The organism is Micromonospora sp. WMMA1949 (genome assembly GCF_027460145.1).
Lineage (GTDB): Bacteria > Actinomycetota > Actinomycetes > Mycobacteriales > Micromonosporaceae > Micromonospora.
The window spans coordinates 5,427,383-5,442,624 of record NZ_JAPZBG010000001.1 but is presented as its reverse complement, the minus strand read 5'-3'; the positions used below and the strand labels follow the sequence as shown (position 1 = coordinate 5,442,624).

At 74.9% G+C, this 15,242-nt stretch carries 16 protein-coding genes; 1 reads left to right on the top strand and 15 read right to left on the bottom strand.

Translation table 11 applies throughout. The features are described 5' to 3' along the window. Positions 1-50 precede the first annotated feature (50 nt). The 7 genes from O7607_RS25385 to O7607_RS25355 form a co-directional block, all read right to left on the bottom strand. The gene (locus O7607_RS25385; RefSeq protein ID WP_269705719.1) at positions 51-1,313 is read right to left on the bottom strand and encodes a beta-ketoacyl-[acyl-carrier-protein] synthase family protein; all 1,263 of its coding nucleotides are present in this window, start codon (positions 1,311-1,313) and stop codon (positions 51-53) included. Further along, positions 1,310-2,929: a class I adenylate-forming enzyme family protein gene (locus tag O7607_RS25380; protein ID WP_269705718.1), complete on the bottom strand. Its 1,620-nt coding sequence runs from the start codon at positions 2,927-2,929 to the stop codon at positions 1,310-1,312. Before O7607_RS25380 ends, O7607_RS25385 begins: the two co-directional genes overlap by 4 nt. Then, positions 2,926-3,426 carry a beta-ketoacyl synthase chain length factor gene (locus O7607_RS25375; protein WP_269705717.1) on the bottom strand — a complete coding sequence of 167 codons (501 nt, stop codon included), beginning with the start codon at positions 3,424-3,426 and terminating at the stop codon, positions 2,926-2,928. Before O7607_RS25375 ends, O7607_RS25380 begins: the two co-directional genes overlap by 4 nt. 107 nt (positions 3,427-3,533) lie before the next feature. Continuing rightward, complete coding sequence (locus O7607_RS25370; RefSeq protein WP_269705716.1) at positions 3,534-4,664, bottom strand: beta-ketoacyl-[acyl-carrier-protein] synthase family protein; 1,131 nt, start codon at positions 4,662-4,664, stop codon at positions 3,534-3,536. Further along, positions 4,657-4,902, bottom strand: coding sequence for a hypothetical protein (locus O7607_RS25365; protein ID WP_013286638.1), 246 nt, complete (start codon positions 4,900-4,902; stop codon positions 4,657-4,659). The genes O7607_RS25370 and O7607_RS25365 overlap by 8 nt, the downstream gene beginning before the upstream one ends. Beyond that, entirely contained in the window at positions 4,902-5,165 is a 264-nt protein-coding gene (locus O7607_RS25360) for an acyl carrier protein (protein WP_043323623.1), read from the bottom strand. Before O7607_RS25360 ends, O7607_RS25365 begins: the two co-directional genes overlap by 1 nt. Positions 5,166-5,345: 180 nt before the next feature. Continuing rightward, positions 5,346-6,692: a class I adenylate-forming enzyme family protein gene (locus tag O7607_RS25355; protein WP_269705714.1), complete on the bottom strand. Its 1,347-nt coding sequence runs from the start codon at positions 6,690-6,692 to the stop codon at positions 5,346-5,348. A 307-nt stretch (positions 6,693-6,999) separates the two neighbouring features. On the opposite strand from O7607_RS25355, the gene O7607_RS25350 reads away from it, so the two are divergent. After that, positions 7,000-7,437, top strand: coding sequence for a GNAT family N-acetyltransferase (locus O7607_RS25350; protein WP_269705713.1), 438 nt, complete (start codon positions 7,000-7,002; stop codon positions 7,435-7,437). Between the two features lie 3 nt (positions 7,438-7,440). On the opposite strand, the gene O7607_RS25345 is transcribed toward O7607_RS25350, so the two are convergent. Genes O7607_RS25345 through O7607_RS25310 form a run of 8 tightly spaced genes read right to left on the bottom strand, consistent with a single transcriptional unit; the run spans position 7,441 to position 15,134 of the window. Beyond that, positions 7,441-8,685, bottom strand: coding sequence for a beta-ketoacyl synthase N-terminal-like domain-containing protein (locus tag O7607_RS25345; protein ID WP_269705712.1), 1,245 nt, complete (start codon positions 8,683-8,685; stop codon positions 7,441-7,443). After that, the gene (locus tag O7607_RS25340; protein ID WP_269705711.1) at positions 8,682-9,953 is read right to left on the bottom strand and encodes a beta-ketoacyl-[acyl-carrier-protein] synthase family protein; all 1,272 of its coding nucleotides are present in this window, start codon (positions 9,951-9,953) and stop codon (positions 8,682-8,684) included. Before O7607_RS25340 ends, O7607_RS25345 begins: the two co-directional genes overlap by 4 nt. After that, positions 9,950-10,360 (bottom strand): cupin domain-containing protein, encoded by a 411-nt coding sequence (locus O7607_RS25335; RefSeq protein WP_018784080.1) that lies wholly within the window; start codon positions 10,358-10,360, stop codon positions 9,950-9,952. Before O7607_RS25335 ends, O7607_RS25340 begins: the two co-directional genes overlap by 4 nt. Further along, on the bottom strand, positions 10,357-11,064 hold the full coding sequence (locus tag O7607_RS25330) for an SRPBCC family protein (protein WP_269705710.1): 708 nt from the start codon (positions 11,062-11,064) through the stop codon (positions 10,357-10,359). The genes O7607_RS25335 and O7607_RS25330 overlap by 4 nt, the downstream gene beginning before the upstream one ends. Further along, positions 11,061-12,578 (bottom strand): acetyl-CoA carboxylase biotin carboxylase subunit, encoded by a 1,518-nt coding sequence (locus O7607_RS25325; RefSeq protein ID WP_269705709.1) that lies wholly within the window; start codon positions 12,576-12,578, stop codon positions 11,061-11,063. Before O7607_RS25325 ends, O7607_RS25330 begins: the two co-directional genes overlap by 4 nt. Further along, the gene (gene accB, locus O7607_RS25320; RefSeq protein ID WP_269705708.1) at positions 12,578-13,063 is read right to left on the bottom strand and encodes an acetyl-CoA carboxylase biotin carboxyl carrier protein; all 486 of its coding nucleotides are present in this window, start codon (positions 13,061-13,063) and stop codon (positions 12,578-12,580) included. The genes O7607_RS25325 and accB overlap by 1 nt, the downstream gene beginning before the upstream one ends. Continuing rightward, positions 13,063-14,784 (bottom strand): acetyl-CoA carboxylase carboxyltransferase subunit alpha, encoded by a 1,722-nt coding sequence (locus tag O7607_RS25315; protein ID WP_269705707.1) that lies wholly within the window; start codon positions 14,782-14,784, stop codon positions 13,063-13,065. The genes accB and O7607_RS25315 overlap by 1 nt, the downstream gene beginning before the upstream one ends. Next, positions 14,781-15,134: a TcmI family type II polyketide cyclase gene (locus O7607_RS25310; protein WP_269705706.1), complete on the bottom strand. Its 354-nt coding sequence runs from the start codon at positions 15,132-15,134 to the stop codon at positions 14,781-14,783. Before O7607_RS25310 ends, O7607_RS25315 begins: the two co-directional genes overlap by 4 nt. Positions 15,135-15,242 lie beyond the last annotated feature (108 nt).

Below are 15,242 nucleotides of genomic sequence, written 5' to 3'. Positions count from 1 at the left end.
TGTTCCCCCCGTGATCGCGACCCGGACGGACGCCCGGGACTGGAGTCCGGTCAGCCCGCGGCCGGGGTGGCGGCCCGGCGGGCCGGCCCGGAGAGCCGGCGCAGGAGCAGGCTGACGTTCTGGCCGCCGAACCCGAACGAGTTCGTCAGCGCGTGGCCGGCCCGGGTGGGCCGGGGCACGGCGCGGACGTGGTCCGCCTCGCACTCCGGGTCCGGGTCGTCCAGGTGGTAGGTGGGTGGCAGCAGGCCACTGTCGAGCGCCAGCGCGGTGGCGGCGGCCTCCAGCACCCCCGATGCGCCGAGCAGGTGCCCGGTGAGCGCCTTGGTGGAGCTGACCGGCACGCCACCGGTGCCGAACACCTCGGCGAGCGCCACCGTCTCGGCGACGTCACCGAGCTTGGTGCCGGTGCCGTGCGCGTTGACGTACCCGACGTCGGCGGGCTCGACCCCGCCTGCCGCGAGCGCCCGGCGCATGCACGCCGCCGCGCCCGCGCCGTCCGGCCGTGGCGCGGTCGGGTGGTACGCGTCGGTGTTCGCCCCGAAACCGGCGACCTCGGCGTAGCCGCGCACACCCCGTCCGTCGGCGTGGCCGGCGCGCTCCAGCACCAGCAGCGCCGCGCCCTCGGACAGCACGAAGCCGTTGCGCCGCTTGTCGAACGGACGGCTCGCCTCGGTCGGTTCGTCCCAGCCCCGGGCCAGCGCCCGGGCGTTGCCGAACGTGTCGGCGAACGTGCCGAACAGCGGCGCCTCGCTCGCCCCGCACACCACCACGTCGGCCTCGCCGGAGCGGATGAGGCGTACCCCGTCGGCGACGGCCTGGGCGCCGGAGGCGCAGGCGGTGCCGACCGACGAGCTGTAGCCGCGGATGCCGTGCGCGATGGCGATCCGCGCCGACGGCATGTTCGGCAGGATGCCGGTGAGCAGGTACGGGCTGACCGCCGCCCGGCCCCGGGCGGCCCGGGCGAGCACCTGGCCCTCCAGCGTGGACATTCCGCCGACACCGCCGACGATCACCGCGATCCGCTCCGGGTCGACGTCGCGCCCCACCTCGATGCCGGCGTCGGCGAGCGCCTCGGCGGCGGTGATCAGGGCGAGCAGCACCACCCGGTCGAGCACCTTCGTCTCCGGTCCGGAGGCGACGCTGCGCGGGTCGATGTCCGGCAGCAGCCCGGCCACCTCCAGGCTGTCCGCCGCCGGGTGTCCCGCGGGCGGGCGGCGCAGCCCGGAGCGGCCGGAGACGAGCGCGTCGAACGTGTCCGCCGCGCCGCGCCCGGCCGGGGTGAACAGGCCCATGCCGGTGATGACGGCGGTCACGACGGCGCCTCGGTCAGGTAGCGCTCGCGCAGCGCCACCTTGCGGACCTTGCCGGTGACGGTGACCGGGATGTCGTCGGCGCGTACCGGCACGATCCGGCGCAGCGTGGCGGCCACGTCCGGGCCGAGCGCGGTACGGATGCGCTCGGTGCGGTCCGCGTGCGGGTCGGCGCCGGCGGCCAGTTCCAGCAGCACGTCGGTGGTGACGGTGCCGTCGTCCGCCTTGACGATCACCACTGTGCAGTCGGTGACGTCGGGGCTGGCGGCGAGGATGCGTTCCTCGGACAGCGCGGTGAAGAACCGCTTCCCGTCGCCGGCCTCGACCGAGTCGACCGCCCGGTCCAGGTGGTAGTAGCGGCCGTCCTCGTCGGCGTACACCAGGTCGCCGGTGAGGTACCAGCCGCGCAGCCGGAACCGGTACGTGGTGACCGAGTCGTTCCAGTAGCCGCGGAACAGCGACGGCGAGTCGATGCCGAGCCAGCCCACCTGCCCGGCCGGCAGCTCGTTGCCGTCGGCGTCGAGCACCGCCACCTTGGTGAACCGGTACGGGCGGCCGACGCAGCGGCCGTACCTGTCGGTGTCGGTGGTGTGGGTGATGTGGAACATCGAGTGGCCCATCTCGCTGGAGCCGAGCCCGTCGATGAACACCGACCCGGGTACCCGGGTGACGCCCTGACGGGTCACCACGTCCCGGGAGCCGACCGCGACCAGCCGCCGTACGTGCGGCTCGTGCGAGCAGTCGCCGGTGTTGAACCACAGCCGCACCGAGTCCAGGTCGTAACCGGACAGGTCGAAGCGGGCCAGCTCGGCCCAGGTGACCGAGAAGCCGAACACGCCGTCCGGGCGCCACCGCTGGATCGCGTCGAGTACCCGCTCGCCGCCCTGCTCGGAGAGCAGGAACATCTCGGCCCGGTTGCCGAGCGCCTGGTTGACCATGAGCACCGTGGCGGTGTGCGGGGCGGGCAGCGCGTTGAGGATGCGCGTGGTCCCCTGCGCCTGCGGCATGGACAGCAGGTGGCGGGTGGCGGCGAACAGGCTGGCGTGCGAGTGCAGCACCGCCTTCGGCACGCCTGTGGTGCCGGAGGTGTGGGTGATGACGATCGGGTCCTCCGGGTGGTGCCGGTAGTGGGCGGGCGCGGCGTCCGGATCGCCGGTGCCCGCCTGCGCGGGTTCGCCGATCATCGGGGCGCCCAGGTCGTGCCCGGCCAGCGCCTGCGCGTGTGCGGCGTCGGCGAGCACCCCGGCGGCACGCAGCCGGCGGATGTACTCGGCGGCGATCTCGGGGCGCAGCCTGCCGTTCATCAGCGCCGGGACGGCACCCAGGCGGGTCAGCGCCAGGAACGACAGCACCATGTCGGCGGCCGTACCGGCCCAGACGGCGACCGGGTCGCGGGGTTTCACCCCGCGTTCGTGCAGCCAGGCCGCCCGGGCGGTGACCATCCGGTCGAGCCGGCCCAGGGTCAGCGGAGTCTCGGCCGGGTGGCCGTCGATCTCGGTGTCGAACGTGAGCCCCGGCCCGTCCGGGTCGGCGCCGTGCGCCAGCACCCGGGCGAGCACGTTGCCCGCGCCCAGTTCCGCGTCGGCCGCGAGCGCGCCGCGCAGTCCCTTCGTCCTCATTGACGTGTTCCCTCCCCCAGCAGCACCGCGGTCGCCTCGCCCGGCGTACCGTCCGGTGCCAGTTCGATCAGGATCAGCAACGCCTGTGCGGCGTCGCCGTCGTACAGCAGCAGGTCCGCCTCGGCCTCCCCGTCGGCCCGCGCGTCGCCGGTCGGGCTCAGGCACACCACCGGCCCGTCCAGTCCCCAGCGCGCCGCGACGTGCCCGGCCACGCTGTTCGGCACCGACTGGAAGAAGAACAGCGGCCCGATCCGCCCGCCCGCGGCCACCGTGGCGCGGACGTGCGCCGCACCGGCGGTGTCCCCGCCCGCGCTGACCAGCACCACAGCCGTCCGGTTGCCGGGCGGCAGCGGTCCGTCGCCGTACCGCCGCGCGAGGCACCGCTGCGCCACCGCCGCCACCAGCGGATGGAACGGCGAGTGCACGAACCCCGGCACCCCCGCCGGCGCAGTGCCCTCATCCCCCGCCTCGGGCCACCGCGCCTCCGCGAGCACCACCACCCCGTCGTTGCGCGATCTTGCGGTTGGTGCCCCCTCGGCGGGCGTTGTGCCCGTTTCGCCGGGGCCGGAAGTGCAAGATCGCGGGGGGCTGGGCACGGAGGCGGTCATGCGGTGCTCACCAGGAGGGCCGTGTTGGCGCCGCCGAAGGCGGCGTTGAGGGTCAGGGCGTGCCCGGTACGCGCGGGGCGCGGGGCGTCGCGGATGACGTCCAGCGGGCACTGCGGGTCGGGACCGAGCCAGCCGGCGGTGACCGGCAGCTTGCCGTGCCGCAACGCCAGCACGGTGACCAGCAGTTCCAGCAACCCGGACGCCTCCAGCGCGTGCCCGTGCACCGACTTGGTGGAGCTGACCGGCAGCCGCCTGGCGTCCTCGCCGAACACCCGGGTCAGCGCCGCCGCCTCGGAGGCGTCGCTGAACGGGGTGCCGGTGGCGTTGGCGTTGACGTAGCCGACCGCGTCCGGAGGCAGCCCGCCGCGGCGCAGCGCCGCCTCGACCGCCCGGGCCAGCCCGAGCCCGTCCGGGTGCGGCTGACACGGGTGGTACGCGTCCCCCGCCCGGCCCCACCCGGTCACGCTCGCCAGCGACTCGGCGCCCCGCCGGGCGGCGGCGCCCGCCGACTCCAGCACCACGGCGGCCACCCCGTCGCCCAGCAGCAGGCCCTTGCGGCCGGCGCTGAACGGGCGTACCGCGCCGTCGGCGGCGAGCGCCCGCCCGGCGTCGAACAGCGCGTACTGGTCCGGTTCGACCAGGTACCCGGCCGCCACCACGACCCGCTCCAGGTCCCCCCGGCGGATCAGCGCCGCCGCGTCGGCGACCGCGCTGCTCGCCGACACGCAGGCGGTGGTGTAGATCCGGGTGCACCCGCCCAGGCCGCACCGCGCGGCCAGGTGACCGGCCAGCGCCGGCACCGTCGGCTCGTCCGGCCCCTCCGGTACGGGCAGCGAGTGCGGCCCGCCGTGGGTGGCCAGGAACAGCGCCGAGTCGGCACGGCCGGCCCGGTCCAGCCCGGCGGCCCGGGCGGCGGTGTCGATCGCGTCGGCCAGTTCGGCGGCGAGCGTGCCGACGTCCGGCAGTGTGGCCGCCACCGTCACGCGGCGGCCGGTGGTGTCGAAACGGCGCACCGGCCCGAACGCCGGGGTGCCGGTGAGCACCCCGGCCAGCAGCGCGTCGGCGCCCCTGCCGAGGGCGCTGAGCGCGTGCGTGCCGGTGATCCGTACGGTCTCCCGCTCAGCCATCTGCGGGAGCGGTCAGCGACCCGCGGAACACCGCGAGCGCGTCGTCGACGGTGCGGATGCCGGCGAGTTCGTCGTCGCTCAGGTCCAGCCGGCGGTCGTAGCGCTGCTCGACCATGTGCACCAGCCAGGCCAGCTCCATCGAGCCGAGCCGGTCCGGCACCTGGTCGGCGGGCTTCGCGGTCAGTTCGGCGAGCATGCTCACCAGGTCAGCTCGCCCCAGGTCGGGCTGACCGGACATCAGGACTTGTCGCTGTTCGCGGCCACCCGGTCGGCGACCATCGTGGTGAACTCGCCGACCGTCATCAACGCCAGCTTCTCCGACTCGTCGTCGGCGAACTTCACGCCGTAGCGGTCCTCGACGCGGACCGCGAGGTCGGCCAGGGCCAGCGACTCCAGGTCGACGCCGGAGGGGCCGAGGGTGGTGTCGTCGTCGAGCTCGTCCACGTCGTAGTTCATGTCGGCGAGCTGTTCGACGACGAAAGTGCGGACCTGGTCTCGCATGGGTTCAGACCTCTTCTCCGTGTACCGGCTGACGGTGCCCGGTCGGGACGCCGCGTGCGTGTGAACCGGCCGGGTCGGGCGCGCGGGTGGCGCGCTGCTCCGCCGGTCGGGGTCGGGATTCGGGATGGACCGGACGTCCGGCGGGCGTCCGGCGGGCGTGCTGCTCGTACAGGGGGCCGGTCACGACGCCGCGTCCCGCAGTGCCGCGACGGACCGGACCAGCTTTCCGGTGGTGGTGCGGGGCATCTGGTCGAGCAGGCGCAGCGTGCGGGGCCGCTTGAAGCCGGCCAGCCGTTCGGCGATCAGCTTGTCGAGCGTCTCCTCGGTCAGCGAGCCGTCGGACTGGACGTACGCGGTGATGCCGTCGTCCCAGACCACCACCGCCGCGATGACGCCGGGCAGCCCGGCGACTGTGGCCTCCACCTCGGTCAGGTCGACCTTCAGGCCGCCCACCGACACCTGCGAGTCCAGCCGGCCCTTGATGGTGACCAGGCCGGTGTCCGGGTCGACCACGCCGGCGTCGCGGGTGTGCAGCCAGCCGTCGGCCCACCGGGTCGGGTCGGCCGGTCCGACGTACGGGTTGGCCGGGCAGCTGACCCACAGCTCGCCGTCGCGCTCGCGTACCTCGATGCCGGGGGCGGGCGCGATGGCGGGGCGGTGCCGCCCGTACAGGTCGGTGCCGATGACGCCGACCTCGGTCATCCCGTACATGTTGCCCAGCGGCACGCCGTAGCGGTCGGTGAACGCGTTCGCCACGGCGGCGGGCACCAGCTCGCCGCCGGTGGTCATGCGCTTGAGCTGGGGCAGCGGCCCGGACGGTGTGGTGGAGGCGAGCAGGCCGATGTGGAACGGCACGCCGAGCACCGTGGCCGGGGTGTCCTGGGCGGCGACGGCGGCGAGGATCGCGTCGCCGCTGAGCCGCTCCGGCGGGCACAGCTCGACGCCGGCGTGCAGCCCGTAGAGCAGGCCGCCGACCAGGCCGAGCACGTGCACCATGCTGGGCAGCAGAATGATCCGTTCGCCGGGCAGCGCGACACCGTCGATGCGGGTGTAGCGGTGCACCTCGGCGACCAGGTCGGCGGCGGTGCGGCCGATCACCTTGGACGGACCGGTGGAGCCGGAGCTGAGCTGGATCACCGCGTGCGGGCTGCCCGCCGGGCGGTCGGAGTACGCGCTGACCCCGGCGGTGACGTCGACGAAGATCCGCAGCGCGCCGCCACCGGTCCGGGTCGGGGCGACCACGACCTGCGGGCTGAGCCGGCGCAGCGCCTGGTCGACCTCGTGGTCGGTGAGCCGGTGGTCGAGCAGCACCGCCTGGGCGCCGGTACGCCAGGTGGCGAGCAGGTGCGCCACGTACGCCGGCGAGGGCGGCAGGCGCAGCGCGGCCGCGCCTCCGGCACGGAGTCCGGCCTCGGCGAGCCGGTCCTGCGCCTCGCCGACGAGCCGACGCAGCGTGCCCTTGTCCACCGGTTCCGGCAGGCGCAGGCAGACGTCGGTGTCGCGGCCGGTGAACAGGATGTCGTCCACCCAGTCCACCGTTGTCGAGGCAGGATCTTCCGCCACGGGATGTGCAGTCACGACCAGCCACCGTTCCACTGAGGAACTGGGCGGATCCGCCCAGCGGGTACGTCGTTCGGGGTATGGCGGAACCCTACGACGGGCCCTTCCGCATCGCCAGATGCAAATGGCTAGATCCAAAACGGCGGCTGGGTGGATTGCTCAGGCTCGATCGGACGGGCAGGATCGGGGCCACGCCGGCAAGGTAGTCCGCCGGCCGCCGGATGCTGTGCGCGTGCGCCCTCGCGCGGACGGCGGGTGCGGCTACGCTCCCGATATGTTCCGTGCGGCCCGGCCCGACGACTTCGCGCAGGTGATGCGCCTCTACCGGCAGCTGAACCCGGACGACCCGCACCTGAGCGACGGCTCCGACGAGCGGGCCTTCGCGCGGATCCTGGCCACCGAGGGGTTGCACCTGTTCGTGCTCGAGGTGGACGGCGCGGTCGTCGCCACCACGTACCTCAACGTGATCCCCAACCTGAGCCGGTCGGCGTCGCCCTACGCGGTCGTCGAGAACGTGGTGGTGGACGAGTCGCGGCGCGGCACCGGCCTGGGCAGGCGGATCATGGCCGGCACGCTCCGGGCCGCCTGGGACGCGGGCTGCTACAAGGCGATGCTGATGACCGGATCGCGCTCGCCCGCGACCCACGCCTTCTACCTGGCCTGCGGGTTCTCCGGCGACGCGAAGACCGCGTACCTGGCCCGGCCGTCGTGACGGTCAGCGCTCGCCCGGCGGGGGCGCGGCGCCGCGCAGCACCAGCGCGCTGTTGAACCCGTCGAAGCCGCGCGCGCCGACCAGCGCGATCCGGCTGCGCGGCGGGCGGGGCTGCCGCAGGAACGTCAGCTCGCAGCCGGGCGCGGGCTCGTCCGGGCCGGCCGAGGCGGGCAGCATCCCGCGGCGGAACGCCAGCAGCGCGGTCGCCGCGTCCAGCGCGGATCCGCCCTGGTGCGCCCGCCCGGTCAGCGGCTTCTGCGTGGTCACCGGCGGGGTCCGGTCGCCGAACACGGCACGCAGCGCCGCCGCCTCGGCCCGGTCGTACGCGGGCACGCCGAGCGCGTCCGGCCAGATCACGTCCACGTCGTGCGGGCGTACCCCGGCGCGTTCCAGCGCCAGTCGCAGCGCGCGGGCGTAGTGGGCCGGGTCCGGGCCGCCGGCCGGGTCGGTGGGCGCGGCGTCGTGGGTGGCCGCCCAGCCGGTGATCTCCCCGTAGACGCGGGCGCCCCGGGACAGCGCGTGGCCCAGTTCCTCCACCACGAAGACCGCGCCGCCCTCGGCCGGCACGTATCCGGCGGCCGCGACGTCGAACGGCCGGTACGCCTTCTCCGGGTCGGACACGTCGCTGAGCAGCCCGGAGCGGAGCTGGCAGGCGAGCGCGTACGGGCTCAGCGGGCACTCGGTCGCCCCGGCGATCACCACGGGCGTGCCCCGGCGGATGGTGCGCACCGCGTGCGCCAGGCTGTCCAGCCCGCCGGCCGACTCGGACACGGTCACCCCGGACGGTCCCTTGAACTGGTGGCGGATCGACAACTGCCCGACGCTCGCCGCGTAGAACCAGGCGATCGACTGGTACGCCCCGACGGTGCGGCTCGGCCCGCCCCAGAGCCGTTGCAGTTCCCGCTGCCCGAACAGGTTGCCGCCCGACGAGCTGGCGAGCGTGACCGCCCACCGGTACGGGTCGGGCGACACCTCGGGCAGCCCGGCGTCGGCGAGCGCCAGTCTGGTGGCGGCGAAGCCGAGGTGCGTCCACCTGTCGGTCTGCACCCGCTGCCGGGTGTCGCTGAACCCGGCCGGGTCGAAATCGGTCACCTCGCCGGCCACCCGGGTCGGGTAGCGCGCCGGGTCGAACAGCGTGATCGGCCCGGTGCGCCGGGTTCCGGCGAGCACCGTGGCCCAGTGCGCCTCGGCGCCGATGCCGCTGGGCGCGACCACGCCGATGCCGGTCACCACCGCACGCGCGGTCATGTCGGCACCGCCGCCAGCCGGCGGAACACCATCGCCGACTGGAATCCGCCGAAACCGCTGCCCACCGACAACGCCACGTCCACCGGCACCTCCCGGGCCTCGTTCGGTACGTAGTCCAGATCGCACTCCGGGTCGCGCGTGGTCCAGTTCGCCGTCGGCGGGACCACGCCGTACTCGATGGCCAGGGCGCAGGCGGCCATCTCGATCGAGCCGATGGCGCCCAGCGAGTGGCCGACCATCGACTTGATCGAGCTGATCGGCACCCGGTACGCCGTCTCCCCCAGCGCCCGCTTGAACGCTGCCGTCTCGTGCCTGTCGTTCTGCCGGGTGCCGGAGCCGTGCGCGCTGACGTACGACACGGCCGTCGGGGCGAGCCGGGCCTGCCGCAGGGCGTCGCTGATCGCCACCGCCATCTCCGCGCCGTCCGGGCGCAGCCCGGTCATGTGGAAACCGTTGCTGCGGCTGGCGTACCCGGCGACCTCGCAGTAGACGTGCGCGCCCCGGCGGCGGGCGTGCTCGGCCTCCTCCAGCACCAGGACCGCCGCCCCCTCGGCGAGGACGAACCCGTGCCGGTCGGCGTCGAACGGCCGGGAGGCGTGCTCCGGGTCGTCGTTGTCCGGGCTGGTCGCGCCGATCGCGTCGAACGAGGCGACGGTGACCGGGGAGATCGGTGAGTCGGCGGCACCCGCGAACACCACGTCGGCCTCGCCGTCGGCGACGAGCTGGTGGGCGTACCCGATGGCGTCGATGCCGGAGGTGCAACCGGTGGAGATCACCTGCGCCGGGCCGTGCAGGCCGTGCCGGCAGGCCACGTCGGCGGCCAGGCTGCTGGGCACCAGCGCCTGGTAGAGGTACGGCCCGCCGAGCGCGTGGTCGACCAGCCACTGCCGGCCGGAGTCGCTGACCCGCACGTACTCCTGCTCCAGCGCCATGGTTCCGCCGACGGCGGTGCCGAGCACCACCCCGGCGCGTTCCCGTTGCGCGTCGGTGAGGGTGAGGCCGCTGTCCGCGAGCGCCTCGGCGGAGCAGGCGAGCGCGAACTGCACGTACCGGTCGGCGCGCTGCCGTTCGGCGAGCGTGATCCCGGCGGCGTCCGGGTCGAAGTCGCACTCGGCGGCGATCTGCGAGCGGAACGGCGACGGGTCGAAGAAGCTGATCCGCCGGGTCGCGGTGCGTCCCTCGGTGATCGTCTTCCAGAAGCGGTCCCGGGTGGCGCCGCCGGGTGCGACGACGCCGATCCCGGTGACCACGGTGCGCCGGCCGGTCACGACGGCTCCCGTGGCGGCGGTGCGGCGCTCTCGGTGTCGACGTGGCCGAGTTCCGGGCGCGGGGCGAGCGGTCCGAGGTGGAACACCACCTCGGCGGGCTCGTCGCCGGTGTTGCGCAGCCGGTGCCGCACGTCCTTGGGTACGTAGAGCGCCTCCCCGGCGGCGACCGGGACCGGCACGTCGTCCAGGTCGACGGTGATCGCGCCGCGGGCGACGTAGAGGAACTCCTCGCTGTACGGGTGGTAGTGCTCGGCGATCCGCTCCCCCGGCGCGAGCGTGGCGACGCCCATGAATCCGGAGGTGCTGCCCACAGTCTTCGGGCCGAGCAGCACCCGCAGTTCCCCGCCGCGGCGGCGGTCTGCGGGTACGTCGTGGACGGAGACCCGGGCGGTGGTGGTGTCGGTCATCGCGCGCCTCCCGCGTGTGCCCGCTCGATCTTCTCCTTGATCACGGCGAGCTGGATCGTGCTGTTGGTGTTGATCCGGTTGGTCATGCCGGCGTTGTCGACCGGCGCGTCGGGTTTCATCGCGAAGTCCTGCGTCCACGTCATCCGGGTGCCGCCGGGCGTCTCGTCGTAGCGCCAGTGGATGCGCATGTACTCGAACGGGCCGGTCTCGACGCGCCGGGCGTGCACCTCCCGGGTGGCCGGGTCGGCGGTGCGTTCGCTGACCCAGCTCCACGACACGCCGTTCTCGTCGGGATGCATGGTGAGCCGGAAACGCACCGTGTCGCCGTCGCGGTGCAGGATCTCCGCCACCGCGTACTCGGTGAACAGCTCCGGCCACCGGGCCACGTCGTTGGTGATCTCCCAGACCAGCGGCAGCGGCGCGGCGATCTCCACGGCGTTCTCGGTGTGCCCGGGCGGGTCCGCCTTGCGGGCCACCAGGTCGGCGACGCCGGCGATGCTGAGCTGCCCGGCCTGTTCGGGGATCTTCACCCGCCACCTGTCGGCCACCACCGCGGACAGCTCGAGCAGCGCCAGCGAGTCCATGCCCAGTTCCTCCAGGCTCGCGGCGGGTGCGCCGGCGGCGGCGTCCGGGTCCAGGCCGCAGTGCGTGACCAGGATGTCGGTGATCTCGCGGGCGAGCGGGCGGTCGGGGGCGACGGTCATCGGTTCCTCCAGGTGGTCGGGCCGGCGGCGGGCACGGCGCTGACGGGGGTACGGCTGTCCGGCTCGGCAGCGGCGCGCGGATCGGGCACGACGGCCCGCGCCGCCTCGGCCGGTGGGGCGTCGCCGGTCGGCAGGGTGTCACTGGTCGGCGGGGTGTCGTCGGCGGGCGGGGCGAGCAGGCGTTCCACCAGGGCGGTGGTGTGCCGGGCGGCGCGGAAGGCGGGATCGCGCAGCACCCGGCGGGCGAACGGGATGGTGGTACGCACACCGGGGCCGGCCACGTCGAACTCGGCCAGCGCCCGGTCGAGCCGGTCCAGCGCGGCGTCCCGGTCCGGCGCCCACACGGCCACCTTCGCCAGCAGCGAGTCGTAGTGCGGGCTGACCAGGTAGCCGACGTGGCCGTGGGTGTCGACCCGGGTGAACGGGCCGCCCGGCGGCCGGAACCGGTCCAGCCGGCCCGGTGCGGGCGCGAAGTCGCGGTCCGGGTCCTCCACGTTGACCCGGCACTCGATCGCCACGCCGTCCAGGCGTACGTCGGACTGGCGTAGCCGCAGCGGGGTGCCGAACGCCACGTGCAGCTGTTCCTGCACGAGGTCGATGCCGGAGATCATCTCGGTGACCGGGTGTTCCACCTGGATCCGGCAGTTGATCTCCAGGAAGTGACAGCGCTCGGCCTCGTCGACCAGGAACTCCACGGTTCCGGCGCCGGTGAAGCCGACCGACAGCGCGCCGCGCAGCGCCACCTCGGCGACGGTGTCCAGGGTGGCCTGCCGCAGCGCGGGCGCGGGCGCCTCCTCGATCAGCTTCTGGTGCCGGCGCTGCACCGAGCAGTCCCGGGTGCCCAGGTGCACGCCGTTGCCGTGGCTGTCGCAGAGCACCTGCACCTCGACGTGGCGCGCGTCGGCGAGGTACCGCTCGACGTACACCCGGTCGTCGCCGAACGCGACCTGCGCGGCGGCGCGGGTGCGGGCGTACGCGCGGGGCAGCTCGGCGGCCGAACGCACCACGGTCATGCCGCGCCCGCCACCGCCCGCCGCGGCCTTCACGATCACCGGGTAGCCCACCTCGGCGGCCACCTCCTGTGCTTCGGCGACGGTGGGCAGGGTCCGTACGCTGCCCGGCGGCAGCGGCAGCCCGGCCCTGCTCATCAGCGCGCGGGCGGTCGACTTGTCCGCCAGTGCGGCCATCACCTGCGGCGGCGGGCCGACGAAGACCAGCCCGTTCTCGGCGCAGATCTCGGCGAAGTCGGCGTCCTCGGACAGGAAGCCGTAGCCGGGGTGCACCGCCTGCGCGCCGGTCTGCCGGGCGGCCTCCACGATCGCGGCGGCGTTGAGGTAGCTGCGGCGGCTGGCCGCGGGGCCGATCCGTACCGCCTCGTCGGCCAGCCGTACCGGCAGCGAGTCGGCGTCGGCGCTGGAGTGCACCACCACCGTGCGCACGCCGAGTTCCCGGCAGGCGCGCAGCACCCGCAGCGCGATCTCGCCCCGGTTGGCGATCAGCACCTTGTCGAACATCAGGAGTCCCGTCCGGTGACCGGTTCCAGGGCGATCAGCGGCTGGTCGTACTCGACGGGCTTGCCGTCGTCGACCAGCACCTCGACCACCCGTCCGGCCTGGCCGGCGGTCACCTCGTTCATCAGCTTCATGGCCTCGACGATGCCGACCACCTGGCCCGGGCGGACCAGGTCGCCGACCGCGACGAACGGCATCGCGCCGGGTTCGGGGGCCCGGTAGAACGTGCCGACCACCGGTGAGCGCACCGTCGGCAGGTCGGCCACCGGCGCCGCCCGCGCGGCGGGCTCGGCGGCCCGCGCGGGAAGCGCCTCGGCCGGCTCGGCGGCACGTTGCGCGGGTGCCGCCGGGTCGTGCCACTCGACCTCCAGCACCGACTCGCCGCTGCGCAGCCGCACCCGGCGTACCGGCCCGGCCAGGTCGGCGACGAGCTTGCGGGCCTGCCGGCGCAGCCCGTCGAGCACCTGCTCGGCCTCGGCGTCGGCCATCACGCCACCTCCGCCCGGCCACCGGCCGGTGAGGCAGCCGGGGACGGTCCGGCCGCGCGGGCCGCGCCGAAGCGGCGGAAGCGCTGCCGGCGGCGGCGGACCAGCGCGGCCGGCGGGACGGTGAGCAGCGGGGCGAGGTTCGCCGCCACCGCGCGGCGCAGCAGTTCGGCCGCGCCGCCCGGGTCGGCGTGGGCGGCCGGACGCGGCTCCGGCACCAGCTCGTCGACGACGCCGAGGCGGCACAGGTCGGCACCGGTGAGCCGCAACGCGCGGGCTGCCTGCGGGGCGGCCGAGCTGTCCGGCCAGAGGATCGCCGCGCAGCCCTCCGGGCTGATCACCGAATAGACGGCGTGTTCCAGCATGAGCACCCGGTCGGCGACCGCCAGCGCGAGCGCGCCGCCGCTGCCACCCTCCCCGGTGACCACCGCCACCACCGGCGTGGGCAGCACGGTGAGCGCGAGGATGTTCTCCGCGATCGCCGCCGCCTGGCCCTGCTGTTCGGCGCTCACCCCCGGGTCCGCGCCGGGCGTGTCCACGAGCGTCACCACCGGCAGCCGCAGCCGCGCCGCGAGACGCATCAGCCGCAGCGCCTTGCGGTGCCCGGCCGGGCTGGCCATGCCGAAGTTGCGGGTCACCAGTTCGGCGGTGGTGTGTCCCTTCTGGTGGCCGATCACCATCACCGGACGGCCGTCGAGGCGGGCGATGCCGCCGACGACAGCCGGGCAGTCCGCGCCGAGCCGGTCCCCGTGCAGCTCGACGAAGCCATCGAACGCCGTCTCCAGGTAGTCCAGTGTGGTCGGCCGGCCCGGGTGCCGCGCCGTGCGTACCGTCTCCCAGGGGTCGCGGTCCGGCCGCGCCGCCGCGGTCGGTGCGGTGGCCGGCGGGCGCGGGGCGGGCGCGGTCTCCGGGGCGCGGCGGCCCGCCTCGGCGGCGGCGAGCAGCGCGGCGAGCCGGCCCCGCAACGCGTGCCGGGGCACCACCATGTCCACCTGGCCGTGCCGCAGCAGGTACTCCGCGGTCTGGAAGCCCTCCGGCAGCTTCGCGCCGGTGACCTGCCGGATCACCCGGGGCCCGGCGAAGCCCAGTCGGGCGCCGCTCTCGGCCAGCACCAGGTCGGTGTTCGTGGCGAAGGAGGCGGCCACCCCGCCGTACGTGGGATCGGTGACCACGCTGACCGTCAGCAGGCCCGCCTCCCGCATCCCGGCGAGCGCCTGGCTGACGGTGGCCATCTGCATCAGCGACAGCGCGCCCTCCTGCATCCGGGCACCGCCGGACGCGGTCACCAGCACCAGCGGGACACCGTCGGCGAGCGCCCGCTCGGCGGTCCGGGTGATCAGCTCACCGACCGCGCAGCCGAGGCTGCCGCCGAGGAAGCGGAAGTCCATCACCGCCAGCGCGACCGGGTGCCCGCCCAGCCGGGCGGTGCCGCAGAGCACCGCCTCGTCCAGGCCGGTCGCCGCGCGGGCCGCGCCGAGCCGGTGCGGGTACGGCAGCTCGTCGACGAACTCGATCGGGTCGATGCGTACCGCCCGGTCCGGCAGCGGGACGAACGAGTCCGGGTCGGCCAGCTGCGCCACCCGGTCCGGCGCGTCCAGCCGCGCGTGCGAGCCGCACTCCGGGCAGACGTCCAGGTTGCGGCGCAGCCGCTTGCGGTAGAGCAGCGACGCGCACCCGTCGCACCTCGACCAGAGCTGCTCGTCGCGCGGGGCGGTCGTGGTCACCGTGGCCGCCCGGCCGCGTCGTACCGATGGGCCGGCGCGTCGTAGCGGTAGAAGCAGTGCGCCATCGCGTCGCGGGGCGAACGCCAGGTCGGCAGGTACGGCGAGATGTACGGCCGCAGCCGCTCGCTGATCCGGACGAACTCCGGATGGCCGCGGTTGTCCTCCACGGCGCCCTGCGCCGGCGTCTCCGTCTCCAGCAGATGCACGTAGAGGTCGTGCAGCCGGTACAGCGAGCGGTGCCGGACGCCGACCAGGCCGGGCAGCTCGGTCGCGTCGGACTCGGCGAAGATCTCGGCGACCCGGTCCTCGGCTGTGGGCACCACCTTGGCGACGATGAGCGAACGGTCCATTCGCGCCTCCTGCGTACGTCCCGGTGCGCGGCGAACCGGTCGCGCCGCACGGATGGGCACACGGTCGCGCCGCAGGCGTCTACCGGGCGTCAACCGGGCCCCATCGCG